Genomic DNA, 16,608 nt, shown 5'->3' with positions numbered 1-16,608 from the left:
TGGGGCGGCTCCATCGAGGAGCCCTCGCCCCGGCGATCGGCGCGCGCATGGAAGACCAGGACCTCCTGCGCTATTCGCGCCATATCCTGCTCGAGGAATTCGGTATCGACGGCCAGGCCCGGGTCAGTGCGGCCAACGCGCTGGTCATCGGTGTCGGAGGCCTGGGCTCTCCGGTCGTTCTGTATCTGGCCGCAGCCGGCGTCGGACGCATCACGCTGGTGGACGACGACGAACTCGACCTCACCAATCTGCAGCGGCAAGTGGCGCATGCGACGGCACGCGTCGGGATGGCCAAGGTCGACTCGGCCGCTGAAGCGATGCGCGCCATCAATCCCGACATCGCCATCGAAACGCACAAGCTGCGTGCCGACGACGATCTTCTGGCCCGGCTCGTGGCGGCGGCGGACGTGGTGATCGATTGCAGCGACAACTTCGCCACGCGCCATGCCGTGAACCGCGCTTGCGTCGAGCACGCCAAGCCGCTCGTTGCCGGCGCAGCCATCCGCTTCGACGGGCAGTTGAGCGTCTATGACACGCGCGACCCGGCCTCACCCTGCTATGCCTGCCTTTTCCCGCCTGACGCAGACTTCGAGGAGACCCGCTGCGCGGTGCTCGGCGTCTTCGCGCCTGTGGTGGGCACCATCGGAACCCTGCAGGCCAGCGAGGCGCTGAAACTGCTCGCAGGCATCAGCCCCTCTCTCGCGGGCAGCCTCCTGATGTTCGACGGACGCCGCACGGCGTTCGACAACATGCGTGTGGCACGTGACCCCAGCTGCAGCGTCTGCGGACACCGTCCGCTCCCCTAGCCTCCGCTCGCCGCCGGCTGCTTTCTCGCCTTGGCGGCGCCCGCCGCGGCAGCGCCCGAATTCGGTTGTTTCGACTCGGCAAGCACCTCTTGGCAGGCCGCATCCTGCCCGGGCCCTGTTTCGATCGTGGCCGCCAGGGCGAGCAGCGGATTGATCAGACCCAAGGCCACAGCCGCCGCTCCACGCGTCGCCAGGGGCGCGACTTCCACCCCGGCCTTGGGCGCAGCAAAGGTGCCGCGGACGACCAGCGGCGTGCGGAACGCCAGGATGCTCATGTCCTTGGGCTGTTGCCGCACGACGATGTCCATCGTCTCCTTGCCCAGATTAATGTTGCCGGTGGCGTTGAACACCGTGTCCGTCGTATCGAAAACCACGCTGCGACCGCTCATCACGCCCTTGTCGACGTCGAAGGCCAGCGCGGCGCAGCGCAAGGTGACGTTGTGATCGCCTTCCAGCAGGAACTTGATGATTTCACCGCCATCGAGCCCCAGGAACTCCAGCAGCAGGTTGCTGAACTGGCCGCGGCCCGTGATGGCGGCGACGTCTCCAGAGGCGTTGCCCAGCCAGCCAGCCACGGAATTCCCGCGCCCGGACAGATTGATGCGCCCATCGAGGCGGCCGAAACTGGTCTTCAGGGTTTCCACCTTCGGAATCAAGCGATTGATCTGCATGGCGCGTATGTCCAGCGCCGCCCGGATGTCCGCCGGGTTCTGGGTCGCATCGATGCGGATCGCGCCGGCCACGTTGCCGCTGGCGATCCCTAGCACGAGCGGGTCCAGGCTCAGCACGCCGTCCTTGAGCTTCACCTGCACGCTTCCCTTGTCCAGCGGTATTTCACGCACGTTCTGGATGCGGTCGGCCGTGTACTTCACCTCGGCATTCATGGCGCGCAGACGCTCGAAGTCCAAGGTGGCATCGGGAAGCACCTTTCGGCCGGGATCGCTCCGCTTGCCCTTCACCTGCGTGATGGTGGGCGGCGGCGCGACACCTTCGACGGCATTGGCCGATCGGCTCGTCGGTGGCAGGCCGATCAGCGGCCCGAGATCGTCCATGTCCATGACGCGCGAGCGCAGCGTGCCGCCCAGGTGGGGCACCTTCTGCGACTTGTCGAACTGCATGTCGCCACCGATGTCGGACAGCCCCAGACGACCCTTGAGGCCCCGGACTTCCCACAGCGAAGCCTGCTTGCGGAGGTTGCCGCTGAGTGCGTAGGGCGGCGTCTGCGGCAGCGCGATACCCAAGGCGGGATAGAGGTTGCCAAGGTTCTGCCCCCTCATGTCGAACTCGGCATCCAGGCCATCGAGACTGGCCAGTTCGGCAACCGTTCCGTGGGCTTTCAGACGGGTCTGCCCGGCCACGAGCGCGATCTCGATCGGGAAAGGTGGCTGGCCCGCGGCATTCAGTTGCAGCACGTTGCCCGTGCGGCCTTCGGCGGTGAGCGGCTGGCGCCGGTATCGCCCCTTGATCGCGTAGGTGAGCGGCATGTCGCCCCGGGCGGAGTCGAAGTTGAAATCCGCATGAAGGTCGACGTCCAGGTGCTTCGCGAGAAAGTCGAGCGAGCCGCTATCGACCTGGAGCAACCCGATGGTCGGAACCGTCCCTTCGTCCGCCGTGTCCTTGCCCAATGCCCAGGTGCGCCGGCCGTCTTCCTCCATCTGGAGGCCCAGCGATGGCGAATCCAGGGCTAGGCGAGGGAGGACGAGCTTGCGTGAAAACAGTTGCCAGAAACTGAGGTCGAACTCCGCGCGCTCAGCCCGCACCAGATACGGATCCCGCGCCCACGGAGGATTGGCAAACTCGATGCCGTCGAGCTTGACAGTGGCGAGTCGCCACCCGACGTGCACGTCCAGGTGACGCGTGATCTCGAACTTGCGACCGGTCTTGTCGCTCACGTAGCGATTGACGGGTTCCCGCAGCAGATCCCACGGGAAGAACGCAATCACCAGCACCAGCACGACCAGCAGGCCAATCAAAGCCGCGCCGAGCCTGAACCAGACCGAGCGACGCAGCGACGCGGCGTTCACGGTCATGGGCTGTTAGGCCTTCATTCGGTCGCCGGCGTACTGCTGGCCGACTTGTCGGCCTCGGGCGCAGCGAGGAAACAAATGTCCGCCGCGGCGGCCCCAGCCGCTGTAGCTGCTGCGGCCAGCCTCAACTCCGCCATGGCCGGCTCACCGCCAGCCACGGCTGCCGCAGCGCATAGGGTAAGCAGACCTGCTGCAACGTAACTCCATACGCTATTCATGCTCTTGCTTTCGAGTGGGTGGTCGGATCGGCATTGAAAAAAATCTTGCCAAAGGGTAAGGGGCGTGCCTTACCGCAAGGGTCGGTAGCTGGCCGGTGTTACTGTGCTCCCGCACCTACGTCCGAAGTTCCCATGTCTTCGTAAGACCACGCCTACAGCCGCAAGCCCCGGAACCCTGCATGATGTCTGACAATAATCAGTAGCATCTTCTGAGGCGATTTCCCGGTTCGCCTCGATGCTCGCCAAGGGGCAAGCGGTTCTCATGGACCCACGTTTGAAAACCTACATCGTCGAAGACAACGTCACGATCCGAGAGAACCTCGTCGGCACTCTGGAAGAGCTCACGTGCATATCGACTATCGGCTTTGCAGAGACGGAAGCCGAAGCCAGCCAATGGCTGGGCACCAACGGCGACGAATGGGAACTGGCCATCGTCGACCTGTTTCTCAAGCAGGGAAGCGGCCTCGGCGTCGTGCAGGCCTGCATGTCGCGCCGACCCGACCAGAAGGTGGTCGTGCTCAGCAACTACGCCACGCCCGACATTCGCAAGCGCTGTGCAGAGTTCGGGGTGGATGCCGTCTTCGACAAGTCGAACGAAATCGACGGTCTCATCGATTTCTGCATCGAACAGACTGCCAGGCTCCGCCAGTCGACCAGCCGCAACTAGGCGGCCGCAACCGACCGCCGGCTGATCAGTCGATCAGCTTGTTCTTCAGGGCGTAATAGGTCAGGTCGCTGTTGGAGGAGAGGTTCATCTTCTCCATTAGCCGCGTACGGTACGTGCTCACCGTCTTGACCGACAGCGACAGCGTCTTCGCGATATCGCCCGCGGTCTCCCCCTTCGCCAGCTTGAGGAACACCTGGAACTCGCGTTCGGAGAGTTGCTCGTGCGGTGCCGCATCGTCCTTGCGGTCGAGTTGGCGGGCCAGCAGTTCGGCCACCGCCGGCGTGATGTAGCGACGACCCAGCGAGATGGTGCGGATCGCGTTCACGATCTCGATCGGATCGCACTCCTTGTTGAGGTAGCCGCTCGCGCCCTGGCGGATCAGGTTCATCGCGTAGTGCTCTTCCGGATAGCCGCTCAGGATCAGGATGCCGACATCCGGCGCCTTGGCGCGAATCATCGCCAACGCGTCGATGCCGCTCTGACCAGGCATCGACAGATCCATCACGAGCACGTCCAGCTCCGTGGTGCGAACGAGTTCGATCGCTTCGCGGCCGCTCGCGGCTTCACCCACCACGCGCAGATCGACGTGCTCGGAGAAAAACTGGCGCAAGCCGGAGCGCACGATGGCGTGGTCGTCCACAATTCCGATCTTGATCATCTGTTACCTTCTTTGTATCGCGGCCTTTTGCGTCGCAACATGCCGGTCCCTGGTCGACTCTGATTATTCACGAATTTAAACCACAGGCATTACTCGGAACCCTCATGCGCTGGTTAGCTTTTCCGAAGATGGCCCTTGGCCTGACGCTCGCCGTGCTGGCAGCGCTGGTGCTGGTGGGAATCAACGAAGCCGGCTACCGACAATCCTCCCAGGCGCTCACCGAAGTCGGCGACGCCCAACGTGCGCGCATGGTGCTCAACCTGATGCTCCAGAACGTCCTCGATGCAGAAACGGGCCAGCGGGGCTATCTGTTGACAGGTGAAGCCCGCTATCGCGAACCTTATGACATCGCGGTCAAGCAGGTGGACGGCCATCTGGCCGCGCTCCAGGTGCTTTATGCGCAACGCCCGGGCGAACTTGCGCAACTGAACCAGCTCGCAAAGCACGTGTCGCGCAAGCTCGCCGAGATGGACATGAGCGTCCGCCTGCGCGAGAACGGCAACGAGGATGCCTGGAAATTCGTCATCACGACCGATGTGGGCCGTGAGGAAATGGAAGCCATTCGCAATGAGACCGGCGACCTGATCGCGATCCGGAACGACGAACTCACGCGGGGCCAGTTGCAAATCGCCAAGTCGTTGCGCTTCGCGCGCATCGGCATCGGCCTGGTGGCGCTGGCGGGACTCGCCGCCTTCTACCTCTACCTGCGCCAGACCCACGCGCTGCGCTCCGTCGGCGAGCGGCAGCAGAAGGCGCTCGAGCGCGAGCGCAATGCGCTGGAGGACGAAGTGCGCGAGCGCACCGCGACACTCGCCGAACTCGCCACCCATCTGCAGCAGGTGCGCGAAACCGAACGGGGCTACCTGGCGCGGGAGCTGCACGACGAACTGGGTTCGCTGCTCACCGCCGCCAAGCTCGACGTCGCGCGCCTGAAATCGCGGCTGACCGACTCGCCCGATGCGACGCAGCGCCTGCAGCACCTGAACGAGCTCCTGAACAGCGGCATCGCACTGAAGCGCCGCATCATTGAAGACCTCCGGCCGTCCTCGCTGTCGAACCTCGGCCTGGTCGCTTCGCTGGAAATCCTCGGGCGCGAGTTCGCGGAACGCTCGAACATGGAAATCGAGATGGTGCTCGAACCCGTGAACCTCGACGAGTCGAACCAGCTGACGGTCTACCGGATGGTGCAGGAAAGCCTCACCAACATCAGCAAGTACGCGCAGGCCACCGAAGCCAGCATCGTGATGAAGAACTACGGCAACCACGTCGTCGTGGAAGTGGCCGACAACGGCAAGGGCTTCGACACCCAGCACGCGCGCCCCTCGACGCACGGGCTGGCGGGCATGCGCCATCGTGTCGAGGCAGCCAAGGGCAAGCTGACCGTGTCGTCCCTGCCCGGCCAGGGAACGAAGCTGAGCGCTGTCCTGCCGTCCAGTCTCTTCAGTCCGGCCTGAGGCAACCGGGCTGATTCGGCCCTCTCCTACGCCCCCCGCCCCCTGCTGCTGACAGGGTCCGGGCGACGGCCCTTTTAACGTTGGGTCCAGGCCGTTCCACCATCGAACGCGCTGGTATTCATCTCAACCAGTCCTTCTTCCAAAGGAGCTCAGCATGTTGCACTACGCAGTCGTGTTCCTGGTCATTGCCTTGATCGCCGCACTGTTCGGGTTCGGCGGCATCGCGGCCAGCGCCGTCGGAATCGCGAAGATTCTCTTCGTGATCTTCCTGATTCTCGCCCTTGCCAGTTTCATCGCGGGCTTGATGCGACGCGGTTAGCGTCGTTACGATGAGCAGGCACTCGCAAACAAATCCAATCTCCTGGAAGGATCCACTTCATGAACACGACCACAAAGACTCCCGCCCAACTCGCGGACGACGCGCGCCAGACCGCAAATGACGCCATCGACACGACGCGCGCCTATGCCCAGAACGCGGTGAACGCCGCTGGCGAAAAGGTCCGCGACCTTCGCCGCGATGCAGAGCCTGCGGTGGAGCAGCTCGCAGCCCGCGTCCAGCAGGCCGTGCAGCGCGGGCTCGACGCTGCATCGACGACCAGCGCCCGCGCACAGCGTCGCCTGGAGGCGGCTGCGGACGTGACGGGAAAGTACATCGCCGATCAGCCTGTTCGCTCGGTGCTCGTGGCTGCGGCCGCCGGCGCTGCGATCACGGCGTTGATCGTGCTGGCCAGCCGCCGGCGCGACGACTACTGATCCGCTGAACCGATCGCGCCCCATCGGCTCCGGCGGAGCCCGTCCCAAGCACCTGCAGCAACATGCTTCATCCCATTTACTCCACGGTGCTCGGGCATCCCGAGCTGATCGCCGATCATCTTGCCAACTACGGCGCGCTCGTGCGGCAGGAGACGCACGAAGCGACGCGCGGTGTGGTCGCCCGCATGGTCGCGGGCGTCCTCGCCGCGGTGAGCGCCATGCTGGCACTCGGCCTGATCGGCGTCGCCGTCATGCTCGGGATGCTGCATGGGAGCTTTCACTGGGTCCTGGCGGTCGTTCCGGGCGTTGCGGTCTTGATTGCGCTGCTCTCGGCATACATCGCCAGCAGACCGCAGGAATTCCACGCCTTTGCCGACCTCCGCGCACAACTTAAAGCGGACGTCCGCGCGCTTCATTCGGCGGGAGAACGCCATGGCCGCTGAGCCGGACAGCCTGTCGCCGCAACAGCGCCTGGCGATATCTCGCCGGGCCCTCGTTTCCCAATTGCAGGGGGACCGCCCGCCTATCCCCGAAGACCCGGACATTGTTCAACGGCCTCGCCTGTCCAACCAGGCAGCGAATCAATTCGCCTGGGCCTCGGTCGCGCGGAACGTGGCACGGCGCTGGTGGCGGAGGCATCCCGCCAATGCGGTCACCCAGGTTGCCCGCCCGCTCCTGGAACGCTATGCCCGGGAAGAGCCTGCAAAGCTCGTCGCGGCCGCGGCCGCCACGGGCGCGTTGCTGGTCCTGGTCAAGCCATGGCGGCTGCTGTCGATCACGGCGGTCCTGGCAGCCGTGCTCAAGACATCCGACGTTGCCGATCTGGTGAACACGCTGATGCAGAAAAACACAACCCCACGAAAGGATCCTCCATGAACACCGCCGTCAAAGAACGTCCGGAACATCTGGTTCTCGACCAGGCCGCCATCGATGCGGCGTCGAAGAGCCTCGACGAAGGCGCTGTCACGCCGAGCTACGGCCCCTGGCGAGACGACATCGTCAAGCTGCTCAACGATGCGCTCGCAACCGAACTGGTCTGCGTTCTTCGCTACAAGCGCCACTACTTCACCGCCACCGGTGAGGCGTCGCCCAAGATTGCCGAGGAATTCCTCGTTCACGCCAACGAAGAGTCGGGCCATGCCGACAAGATCGCCGAGCGTATCGTCCAGCTGGGCGGCGAACCGGATTTCAATCCGAAGACGCTGCTGGAACGCAGCCATGCCGACTACAACGAGGCGCTGGATCTGCAGGCGATGGTGCGCGCCAATCTGATCGCGGAGCGCATTGCCGTCGAGTCCTATCGCCAGATGATCGCGCTCATCGGCGACAAGGATCCGACAACCCGCCGCATGCTCGAGGAAATCCTCACCGACGAGGAAGAGCACGCCGACGAGTTGAAAGACTGGCTGAATCCTTGAAGATTCGCCAACCAATGAAAAAGCCCGGGAGCCCCGGGCTTTTTCATGTGCGCTTCGCTCAAGGGCTCACGACTTGATTTCGAGATTGTTGCTGACCGCGCTAACGCCCTTGACGGACTTCGCGATCTCCTCGGCACGGGCCTTCGCAGCCGCGCTCGGCGCAGGGCCGCTCAGGTTGACGGTTCCACCCTTGGTGTCGACGTCGATCTTGATGGCGCTGAGGTCAGGATCCTTGGCCAATCCGCTCGAGACGGCGGCAGTGATGGTCGCATCGTCCACGGCGCCGGCGACGCTCGCGCCCGCATCCTTCACCGCTTCCTTGGCGTCGGCGGCACCCTGCTTCATGCTCGAGCCCGTGGATGCCGCAGCGGCCTCCGACTTGGCCTTGGCATCGGCGCCTGCCTGCTCCGTCTTGGCGATGGCCGAATCGACCTTCTGACCGGCGGTTTCGTTGCCGGCCTTGTCGCCGCACGCGGTCAATGCAAGCACGCCGCTCGCGAGCATCCATGCCAGCACGTGACGAGACTTTCCGGAAATGGGGTTGCGTTGAATCATGAGAACCTCCTGTCGAGATGGGTGAGCTTGCGCAACGGGTTGCGCAAGCCCTGGGGTCACAGCTTGTCGGCGTCTTTCTTGATGGCGTCCTTGGCCTTTTCCTTGACGTCGCCGTAGGTCTTCTGAACCTTGCCGGCCGCCTGGTCCACGGCACCCTCGGTCTGGAGCTTTTCGCTGCCGGTGACCTTGCCGGCGACTTCCTTCACTTTGCCCTTGGCCTCTTCGACGCGGCCAGCCACTTGGTCCTTGTTCATTGCAGTTCCTTCGCAAGTTGGTGATCAGTGGTTCGCCCGAACCACTGAATTCAATCTAGCGAGCGTGTGCGGGCGTCGCTCTGCGGCGGAGGCTCATCCTGCTGTAGGACATGGGGCGGTCAGGCCGTCACGATCCAGCCCTCCAGCGGATCGATTTCCGCCGGCAGGCCGTAGCCATGGCCGCGGCTGGATCGGCGTTCCGCCGCCCATGCCGCCTGCAGCAGGCAGATCGCCGCGTCGGTGCAGTCGCCCTTGGCGTCGTCCAGCAGTTGCTGCCGAACGGACCTGTCCATGACGAGGCCAAGCCCTAATCGCGCAGAGCCTTTCTCCAGCGCCTGGACCAGGTCGGCCCTTGCCTGCCGGCGCGCCTCGGTCTGGGCGCCGACGTCATCGCTCTTGTAACTGCGCCGGCCGATCAGTTCGCGCGCCAGCAGGCCCGGATAGGCCTCCAACGCAATGCGCGCACCACCCTCCGGAGGCACATGCAATCCGGGCAGCATCGCTCCTGCTTCCAGCAGCCGAGGCACGCCGGCATGCAGCATGAACGCGACAGGAGGATTGACCCATTTCATCGACGGGCTGGAGCCGGCGGGGCCGTCGGTCGCACGGTGGGCGAATTTGCCGCCGACAGGCCGTGATGCACAGAAAGCCGCGAAGGTCTCACGGATCTCGGCACGGTCGAGCGCGCAATAGTGGGTGATGAGCGCCGGCCATTGCAGCGGCCATCCCAGCTGTTCGACCAGTTCGCGCGGCAGGCCGAAGGGAAAGTCGAACCCGCCGACCCAAGCCGGAGCGTCGGCGAGCCATCGGGCCCAGGCGTCGAGCGAGGCGAAGCACTCGAAGCCCGACAGGCGGACTCGCCCTTCGCCGGCGCTGCCGAGCGCGATGACGATCGGCTTTCGTGCGCTCGGCGCGCTCGAGAAATCGCAACCGAGCAGCAGCACCCGGCGGATGGCGCGTCAGTGTCGACCGACGATGGCGGCGGTCGCCATCAACTCTTCGAGCAGTGCGAGCGAGACCTTGCCCGACACCGAATAGGGGTCGAGTTCAGGCCGCTCCGAATACTTGAGCAAGGTCGAGGCATTGAGCTTCGACAGATTGACCTGGCCCATGGTCCATCCGCCGAAGCGGCGCTCGGAGATTTCCTCATAGTGCAGCAGCACCACGTCCTTGTGCCGGGGATCCTTCTGGATGTGGCCGTACAGCTCGCTGATCGCCATCCGGCCGCCTTCGATGGCCTGCAGGAATACGCCCGCGCCATAGCAAAGGATGCCGGTGATGCCGCAGGCAGTGTTGTGCGAGCGCGATTGCGCAAGGATCGCCTCGATCGCCCCCGGACTCGTGTCCGCGGCACGGCTGGCGTAGAGAAGACGTACGAGCATGATGTTTCAGCGCTTGCGCGGAAGAAGGGAAAGGAATTCGCGGCGAAGGTTGGGATCCTTCAAGAACACGCCGCGCATCACCGAATTGATCATCTTGCTGTCCATCTCCTTGACGCCGCGCCACTGCATGCAGAAGTGCTCGGCCTCGACCACCAGGGCCAGGCCGTCGGGTTGCGTCTTTTCCTGGATCAGGTCAGCCAGTTGCACCACGGCTTCTTCCTGGATCTGCGGACGGCCCATGACCCACTCCGCCAGACGTGCGTACTTCGACAAGCCGATCACATTGGTCTGCTCGTTCGGCATGACGCCGATCCACAGCTTGCCGATGATCGGGCAGAAGTGGTGCGAGCAGGCGCTGCGCACCGTGATCGGGCCGACGATCATCAGCTCGTTCAGGTGCTCTGCGTTGGGAAATTCGGTGAGGGACGGCGGCGCCACATAGCGGCCCTTGAACACCTCGTTGAGGTACATCTTGGCGACGCGACGGGCCGTGTTGCCGGTGTTGTGATCGTTGTCGAGGTCGATCACCAGGCTTTCCAGCACGCTCTTCATCTTGTCTTCGACTTCGTCGAGCAGATGTTCGAGTTCGCCGGGTTCGATGAACTCCGCGATGTTGTCGTTGGCGTTGAAGCGCTTGCGGGCGGCGAGCAGGCGCTCGCGAATCTTCACGGACACGGGGGTGCCCTCGTCTTCAGCCCCTTCCGCGGGGCGCCTCGCGGCGTCGATGGTCCTAAGCATTAGCGCATCCTAACAGCGAATGGAATGGTGCGATTGCCCCTACAAAGCCCTGCCCGCCTCACCGCATTGCTATTGTTTCGATAGCGAAAAGTCCGTGACCAGCGGCAGGTGATCGGACATGCGAGCCCAGATCGGGCCGCGCGGCACGGCGCATGCGAGCGGCTCCAGCTGCCGGCCATAGATGAAATCGAGCTGCGCGACCGGCATGCGCGAGGGGTAGGTCAGCGTCCGGGGCCCGCGCAGGTCGCTGGAGTCGCGCATTCCCATCGCATTCATGGCGTAGCGCATGCGCGCGCCCCAGTCGTTGAAATCACCGGCCACGACCACCGCCTCCCCGGGCGCCACCTCGCGCTCGATGAATTCGCGCAACTGGGCGACCTGGCGGATGCGGCTGCCCTTGATCAAGCCCAGATGCACCACGATGGCGTGCACGGGGGTTCCCTCGAAATCGATCACCACGTGCAGGAGCCCGCGCTGTTCGAAGCGGTGGTCCGAGATGTCCTGGTGGGTCTTGCGCAGCACCGGCCAGCGGGTCAGCAGCGCGTTGCCGTGCTCCCCATGGCGGGTGATGGCATTGGTCTCGTAGACGGCGGTATAGCCCTCGGGCGCGAGGAAATCGGCCTGGGGCAGTTCGGGCCAGTGGCGGAAGCGGGCCGCGGCCTGGCGATTCATCTTGCGCACCTCCTGCAGGCACACGATGTCGGCATCGAGCTGCTCGATGGCGTGGCCGAGGTTGTGGATTTCGAGGCGTCGCGCCGGTCCTATGCCCTGAACACCCTTGTGGATGTTGTAAGTAGCCACTCGGAAGGTGTTTGCCGGCGAATTCATTTCGCAAATTGTGGCAGGAGCAGGATCGCTTCGGCGTTCGATGGTGAAAAGCAGGCATCCGCCGCGTCGCGGTACGGCAGCCAGCGCCATGCGGTGTGCTCGCGCGGGTCGAGTGTCGGCGCCACCCGCTCCGGCAGGCGCAGGGCGAAGAGATGCTCGGTGTTGTGGGTGACGCCCGGCGCGTAGCGGGCACGCCAGCGCGGGTAGATCTCGTAGATGTTCTGCAGCTGCCAGTCGACGAGATGGGGCGCGAGGTCGCTGCCCTCGCCGCAGAGGATGCCCGTTTCCTCTGCGACTTCCCGCGAGGCGGTGAGGGTCAGGGGTTCGTCCACCGCATCCTTGCTGCCGGTGACCGACTGCCAGAAGTCATCGGCGTCGGCACGCTGGATCAACAGCACGTCGAGCGCCGGCGTGTGGATCACGACCAGCACCGACTCGGGGATTTTCCAGGGGCGCTCGCTCATGCTTGCAGCCCCTGTCCGATCAAGCCGCCGGCTGAGCGTTGCGCAGCTTGATGTGCAGTTCGCGCAACTGCTTCTCGTCGACCGGGCTCGGCGCCTGCGTCAGCAGGTCCTGGGCACGCTGGGTCTTGGGGAAGGCGATCACGTCGCGGATCGAATCCGCACCGCTCAGCAGCATCACCAGGCGGTCGAGGCCGATCGCGATGCCACCATGGGGCGGCGCGCCGTATTGCAGGGCATCCAGCAGGAAGCCGAACTTGTTCTGGGCGTCCTCGGCGCTGATCTTGAGCGCACGGAACACCTTGCTCTGCACTTCCTCGCGGTGGATACGCACCGAGCCGCCACCCATCTCGATGCCGTTGAGCACCATGTCGTAGGCCTTGGCGATGCACTTCTCGGGTGCCGTGTCCATCAGGTCCTCGTGACCGTCCTTCGGCGCGGTGAACGGATGGTGCACGGCCGACCAGCGCTGGCCTTCCTCGTCGAACTCGAACATCGGGAAGTCGACCACCCACAGCGGCGCCCAGCGGTCTTCCAAGAGCCCGTTCTTCTTGCCGAAGGCACTGTGGCCGATCTTCACGCGCAAGGCGCCGATCGCGTCATTGACGACCTTTTCCTTGTCGGCGCCGAAGAACAGGATGTCGCCATTGCGAGCGCCCGTGCGCGCGATGATCTCGGCCAGCGATGCGTCGTTGAGGTTCTTGACGATCGGGCTCTGCAGGCCTTCGCGGCCTTGCGCTGCGTCGTTGACCTTGATGTAGGCCAGCCCCTTGGCGCCGTAGATCTTGACGAACTCGGTGTACGCATCGATCTCGCCGCGCGACATGCCGCCTTCACCGCCGCCGCCCGGCACGCGCAGGGCGACCACCCGGCCACCGGGCGTGCTGGCCGCCTGGGCGAACACCTTGAATTCGACGTTGCGCATCACGTCGGTCAGTTCGGTGAATTCGAGCTTGACGCGCAGGTCCGGCTTGTCGGAGCCGTACTTGAACATGGCGTCGCCATAGCTCATCACCGGGAACGGCGGCAGTTCGACCTCGGCGGCCGCGCGGAAGACCTTGCGGATCATGCCTTCGAACATTTCGCGGATCTCTTCCTCGGCCATGAACGAGGTCTCGATGTCGATCTGCGTGAACTCGGGCTGACGGTCGGCGCGCAGGTCTTCATCGCGGAAGCACTTGACGATCTGGTAGTAGCGGTCGTAGCCGGCGACCATCAGCAGCTGCTTGAAGAGCTGCGGCGATTGTGGCAGCGCGAAGAAGCTGCCGTCGTGCACGCGGCTCGGCACCAGGTAGTCGCGCGCGCCTTCGGGCGTGGACTTGCCGAGCATGGGCGTCTCGATGTCGATGAAGCCGTTGGCATCGAGGAACTTGCGCGCCTCCATCGTGACCTTGTAGCGCAGCATCATGTTGCGCTGCATCACCGGACGGCGCAGGTCCAGCACGCGGTGCGTGAGGCGCGTGGTTTCCGACAGGTTGTCGTCGTCCAGCAGGAAGGGCGGCGTCACCGACGGATTCAGCACCTTCATCTCGTGGCAGAGCACTTCGATCTTGCCGCTCTTGAGGTTCTCGTTGATCGTGCCCTCGGGGCGTGCACGCACGAGGCCGGTGATCTGCACGCAGAACTCGTTGCGCAGGCCCTCGGCCGTGGCGAAGGTGGCCGCGCGATCCGGGTCGCACACGACCTGCACATAGCCCTCGCGGTCGCGCAGGTCGATGAAGATCACGCCCCCATGGTCGCGCCGGCGATTGACCCAGCCGCAAAGGGTGACGGTTTGGCCCAACAGGGCTTCGGTCACGAGACCGCAGTAGATTGAACGCATGGGCATAGGTGGATTCCGGCGCCGGTGAGGCGCATCTTTATTTGATCGCGATCGTTGCGGGGCCGCCAGGAACGACCACCCCCATCGAGACGATGTACTTGAGCGCGTCGTCCACGCTCATCTTGAGTTCGATGCAGTCGCTGCGCTTGAGCATCACGAAGTAGCCGCCCGTGGGATTGGGCGTGGTCGGCACGTACACGCCGAGATAGTCGCCACCGCCGAGGTGGGTCACGACTTCGTGGCCGGGCGTGCCGGTCACGAACGCAATGGTCCAGACGCCTTCACGCGGCCACTGGACCAGCACCGCGGTGCGGAATGCGTTGCCGTTCTCGGAGAACAGCGTGTCGGAAACTTGCTTGACGCTGGAGTAGATCGAGCGCACCACCGGGATCCGGCGAACGACCGCGTCGCCCCATCCCAGCAGGCGCTTGCCGACGAAATTGCTCGCGATGGCACCGACGGACAGCAGGATGGCCAGCGTCAGCAGCACGCCGAGCCCGCGCACCTTGTGGTCGGTGAGGTACTGCTGCCAATCCTCGGGGAGCAGCCAAAGCGTCTGGTCCAGCGTGCCGATGATCCAGTTCAGCACGCCCAGCGTGATGACCAACGGGACGATGACCAGCAAGCCGGACAGCAGCCATTTGCGCAGCGCGAGCATGGCGGATCTCAGTCGCTGCTGTTGGACGAGGGTGCCGCGGCGGGTGCGGGTGCGGATGCGGGAGCAGGCGCCGGTGCGCTGGCGGCAGCGTCCGCCGGCTTGGCTGCGGCGCCGTCAGCAGGCGCCGCCGGGGTGGCCGTGCCCGCCGCGGCGCCGTCGCCATTCTTCTTGCCGCCGCCACCGTCACGGAAATCGGTGACGTACCAGCCGGAACCCTTCAGTTGGAAGCCGGCGGCGGTGAGCTGCTTGCTGAACGCGCTCGCGCCGCAGGAAGGGCAGTCCGACAGCGGAGCGTCGGACATTTTCTGCAGCACGTCCTTGGCAAAGCCGCAGGCGCTGCACTTGTAGGCGTAGATTGGCATGGATTGGGAGGGCGGAATGAGCGACCGGCGGCCGCTCGCAAAGCCCTCGATTATAGGGCGCCCTCCGGCCCGCCTCCGAGGGGATCAGACAGGGTCGACGGCCAGCGGACGGTGCGGCGTGCGCGTGTTCGACACCCACTGCGGCGCCAGCGAACCGGCCACCATGCCGCCGAAGGAAGCCAGCAGGCCCGCCAGTTGCGCCGGGAACTCCTTGCCCCAGGGCATGCCCAGGAACAGCAGCCAGACGCCGATACCGAGCACCACCGCCGCCACCGCGCCCTGCGTGGTCGCGCGCTGCCAGTACAGGCCGCAGACCAGGGGCACGAACGCGCCCACCAGCGGCACCTGGTAGGCGCCGGACACCAGTTCATAGATCGGCGTGCCCTGCATCCGGATCGCGTAGGTCAGCACCGCCGCGCTGAACAGCAGCACCGTGATCCGCATGGTCATCAGGTTGGACTTGTCGCTGCCCGCCGGGCGGAACTGGCGCCAGATGTTCTCGGTGAAGGTCACGCTCGGCGCGAGCAGCGTCGCCGAAGCCGTCGACTTGATCGCCGAGAGCAGCGCGCCGAAGAACAGCACCTGCATCACGAAGGGCATCTTCTCGAGCACCAGCGTCGGCAGGACCTTCTGCGGATCCTCCTTGAGCAGCGTGGCGGTCTCCTCCGGCATGATGAGCAGCGCACTCGCCACCAGGAACATCGGCACGAAGGCGAACAGGATGTAGGCCACGCCGCCAATGACCGGCCCGCGCGTGGCGGACTTGACGCTGTTGGCCGACATCACCCGCTGGAACACGTCCTGCTGCGGGATCGAGCCCAGCATCATGGTGATCGCCGCCGCAAAGAAGAAGATCATGTCCTTCAGGTTCGGCTCGGGCCAGAACTTGAAGAGGTCCTTGCTGACCGCGAAAGCCACCACCTTGTCGGCGCCGCCCGCCATGTTGCCGGCGAAGACGGCAATCACCGCGAGGCCCAGGACCAGGATGATCATCTGGATGAAGTCCGTCACCGCGACGGACCACATGCCGCCGAAGAGCGTGTAGGCCAGGATCGACACGACCCCGATCACCATGCCCAGCGGGATGCTGATCGCGCCGCCGGACAGCACGTTGAACACCAGACCCAGCGCGGTCACCTGCGCCGACACCCAGCCAAGGTAGCTCAGCATGATGATCAGCGAACAGGCGACCTCGATCGTGCGGCCGAAGCGTTCACGGTAGTAGTCGCTGATGGTCAGCAACGTCATGCGGTAGAGCTTGCCCGCGAAGAACAGCCCGACCAGGATCAGGCAGGTGCCGGCGCCGAAGGGGTCCTCGATGACGCCGTTCAGCCCGCCCTCGATGAACTTGGCCGGGATGCCGAGCACGGTCTCGGACCCGAACCACGTGGCGAAGGTGGTGGTCACGATCATGTAGAGCGGCAGGTGGCGCCCCGCGATCGCGAAGTCGGTGGTGTTCTTCACGCGCCTGGCCGCGTACAGGCCGATCGCGATGGTGACGAGCAGGTAGACGATGACCAGGGTCAACAGCACGGCAATTTCCTCCA

Annotated in this window: 21 protein-coding genes; 8 read left to right on the top strand and 13 right to left on the bottom strand. The window is 64.8% G+C overall.

Annotation, left to right across the window (positions count from 1 at the left end; genetic code table 11):
• Nucleotides 1–47 precede the first annotated feature (47 nt).
• Complete coding sequence (locus tag ACSFBL_RS14170; protein WP_435516414.1) at nucleotides 48–806, top strand: HesA/MoeB/ThiF family protein; 759 nt, start codon at nucleotides 48–50, stop codon at nucleotides 804–806.
• On the opposite strand, the gene ACSFBL_RS14165 is transcribed toward ACSFBL_RS14170, so the two are convergent.
• On the bottom strand, nucleotides 803–2,836 hold the full coding sequence (locus ACSFBL_RS14165; RefSeq protein ID WP_435516413.1) for an AsmA family protein: 2,034 nt from the start codon (nucleotides 2,834–2,836) through the stop codon (nucleotides 803–805). The genes ACSFBL_RS14170 and ACSFBL_RS14165 overlap by 4 nt on opposite strands.
• A gap of 477 nt (nucleotides 2,837–3,313) precedes the next feature.
• On the opposite strand from ACSFBL_RS14165, the gene ACSFBL_RS14160 reads away from it, so the two are divergent.
• Entirely contained in the window at nucleotides 3,314–3,718 is a 405-nt protein-coding gene (locus ACSFBL_RS14160) for a response regulator (RefSeq protein ID WP_435516412.1), read from the top strand.
• 25 nt (nucleotides 3,719–3,743) lie between these two features.
• Here the strand turns inward: ACSFBL_RS14160 and ACSFBL_RS14155 are convergent, their stop codons facing one another.
• Nucleotides 3,744–4,376 (bottom strand): response regulator, encoded by a 633-nt coding sequence (locus tag ACSFBL_RS14155; protein WP_028249172.1) that lies wholly within the window; start codon nucleotides 4,374–4,376, stop codon nucleotides 3,744–3,746.
• A 104-nt stretch (nucleotides 4,377–4,480) separates the two neighbouring features.
• On the opposite strand from ACSFBL_RS14155, the gene ACSFBL_RS14150 reads away from it, so the two are divergent.
• The 6 genes from ACSFBL_RS14150 to ACSFBL_RS14125 all read left to right on the top strand — a co-directional run bounded on the left by ACSFBL_RS14150 (nucleotide 4,481) and on the right by ACSFBL_RS14125 (nucleotide 8,001).
• A complete protein-coding gene (locus ACSFBL_RS14150; RefSeq protein ID WP_435516411.1) occupies nucleotides 4,481–5,830 on the top strand; it encodes a CHASE3 domain-containing protein in 1,350 nt (449 codons plus the stop codon).
• A 154-nt stretch (nucleotides 5,831–5,984) separates the two neighbouring features.
• Nucleotides 5,985–6,149 (top strand): DUF1328 domain-containing protein, encoded by a 165-nt coding sequence (locus ACSFBL_RS14145; RefSeq protein ID WP_286569281.1) that lies wholly within the window; start codon nucleotides 5,985–5,987, stop codon nucleotides 6,147–6,149.
• A gap of 59 nt (nucleotides 6,150–6,208) precedes the next feature.
• Nucleotides 6,209–6,583: a hypothetical protein gene (locus ACSFBL_RS14140; RefSeq protein WP_435516410.1), complete on the top strand. Its 375-nt coding sequence runs from the start codon at nucleotides 6,209–6,211 to the stop codon at nucleotides 6,581–6,583.
• A 62-nt stretch (nucleotides 6,584–6,645) separates the two neighbouring features.
• Complete coding sequence (locus ACSFBL_RS14135; RefSeq protein ID WP_435516409.1) at nucleotides 6,646–7,026, top strand: hypothetical protein; 381 nt, start codon at nucleotides 6,646–6,648, stop codon at nucleotides 7,024–7,026.
• Nucleotides 7,016–7,459, top strand: a complete 444-nt coding sequence (locus ACSFBL_RS14130; RefSeq protein WP_435516408.1) for a hypothetical protein — start codon at nucleotides 7,016–7,018, stop codon at nucleotides 7,457–7,459. Before ACSFBL_RS14135 ends, ACSFBL_RS14130 begins: the two co-directional genes overlap by 11 nt.
• Nucleotides 7,456–8,001, top strand: a complete 546-nt coding sequence (locus ACSFBL_RS14125) for a ferritin-like domain-containing protein (RefSeq protein ID WP_435516407.1) — start codon at nucleotides 7,456–7,458, stop codon at nucleotides 7,999–8,001. The genes ACSFBL_RS14130 and ACSFBL_RS14125 overlap by 4 nt, the downstream gene beginning before the upstream one ends.
• A 66-nt stretch (nucleotides 8,002–8,067) precedes the next feature.
• On the opposite strand, the gene ACSFBL_RS14120 is transcribed toward ACSFBL_RS14125, so the two are convergent.
• The 11 genes from ACSFBL_RS14120 to ACSFBL_RS14070 all read right to left on the bottom strand — a co-directional run bounded on the left by ACSFBL_RS14120 (nucleotide 8,068) and on the right by ACSFBL_RS14070 (nucleotide 16,594).
• A complete protein-coding gene (locus ACSFBL_RS14120) occupies nucleotides 8,068–8,556 on the bottom strand; it encodes a BON domain-containing protein (RefSeq protein WP_435516406.1) in 489 nt (162 codons plus the stop codon).
• 56 nt (nucleotides 8,557–8,612) lie between these two features.
• Complete coding sequence (locus ACSFBL_RS14115; protein WP_435516405.1) at nucleotides 8,613–8,810, bottom strand: CsbD family protein; 198 nt, start codon at nucleotides 8,808–8,810, stop codon at nucleotides 8,613–8,615.
• A 119-nt stretch (nucleotides 8,811–8,929) separates the two neighbouring features.
• Nucleotides 8,930–9,754, bottom strand: a complete 825-nt coding sequence (locus ACSFBL_RS14110) for a DUF429 domain-containing protein (RefSeq protein ID WP_435516404.1) — start codon at nucleotides 9,752–9,754, stop codon at nucleotides 8,930–8,932.
• Nucleotides 9,755–9,769: 15 nt separating this feature from the next.
• Entirely contained in the window at nucleotides 9,770–10,192 is a 423-nt protein-coding gene (locus tag ACSFBL_RS14105) for a BLUF domain-containing protein (RefSeq protein ID WP_435516403.1), read from the bottom strand.
• A 6-nt stretch (nucleotides 10,193–10,198) separates the two neighbouring features.
• Nucleotides 10,199–10,930, bottom strand: coding sequence for a GTP cyclohydrolase I (folE, locus tag ACSFBL_RS14100; RefSeq protein ID WP_435516402.1), 732 nt, complete (start codon nucleotides 10,928–10,930; stop codon nucleotides 10,199–10,201).
• Between the two features lie 69 nt (nucleotides 10,931–10,999).
• Nucleotides 11,000–11,758, bottom strand: a complete 759-nt coding sequence (locus ACSFBL_RS14095; protein ID WP_435516401.1) for an endonuclease/exonuclease/phosphatase family protein — start codon at nucleotides 11,756–11,758, stop codon at nucleotides 11,000–11,002.
• On the bottom strand, nucleotides 11,755–12,222 hold the full coding sequence (gene nudB, locus ACSFBL_RS14090) for a dihydroneopterin triphosphate diphosphatase (protein WP_435516400.1): 468 nt from the start codon (nucleotides 12,220–12,222) through the stop codon (nucleotides 11,755–11,757). Before nudB ends, ACSFBL_RS14095 begins: the two co-directional genes overlap by 4 nt.
• A gap of 19 nt (nucleotides 12,223–12,241) precedes the next feature.
• Complete coding sequence (gene aspS / locus ACSFBL_RS14085; protein ID WP_435516399.1) at nucleotides 12,242–14,047, bottom strand: aspartate--tRNA ligase; 1,806 nt, start codon at nucleotides 14,045–14,047, stop codon at nucleotides 12,242–12,244.
• Between the two features lie 31 nt (nucleotides 14,048–14,078).
• Entirely contained in the window at nucleotides 14,079–14,699 is a 621-nt protein-coding gene (locus ACSFBL_RS14080; protein ID WP_435516398.1) for a DUF502 domain-containing protein, read from the bottom strand.
• A gap of 8 nt (nucleotides 14,700–14,707) precedes the next feature.
• Nucleotides 14,708–15,061, bottom strand: coding sequence for an FmdB family zinc ribbon protein (locus ACSFBL_RS14075; RefSeq protein ID WP_435516397.1), 354 nt, complete (start codon nucleotides 15,059–15,061; stop codon nucleotides 14,708–14,710).
• Between the two features lie 84 nt (nucleotides 15,062–15,145).
• On the bottom strand, nucleotides 15,146–16,594 hold the full coding sequence (locus ACSFBL_RS14070; RefSeq protein ID WP_435516396.1) for a high affinity choline transporter 1: 1,449 nt from the start codon (nucleotides 16,592–16,594) through the stop codon (nucleotides 15,146–15,148).
• Between the last annotated feature and the right edge of the window lie 14 nt (nucleotides 16,595–16,608).

It is taken from the genome of Variovorax glacialis (assembly GCF_051216375.1).
Taxonomy (GTDB): domain Bacteria; phylum Pseudomonadota; class Gammaproteobacteria; order Burkholderiales; family Burkholderiaceae_C; genus Variovorax.
Note: the sequence above shows the minus strand (reverse complement) of the source record. Positions and strands in the feature narration are given on the sequence as shown.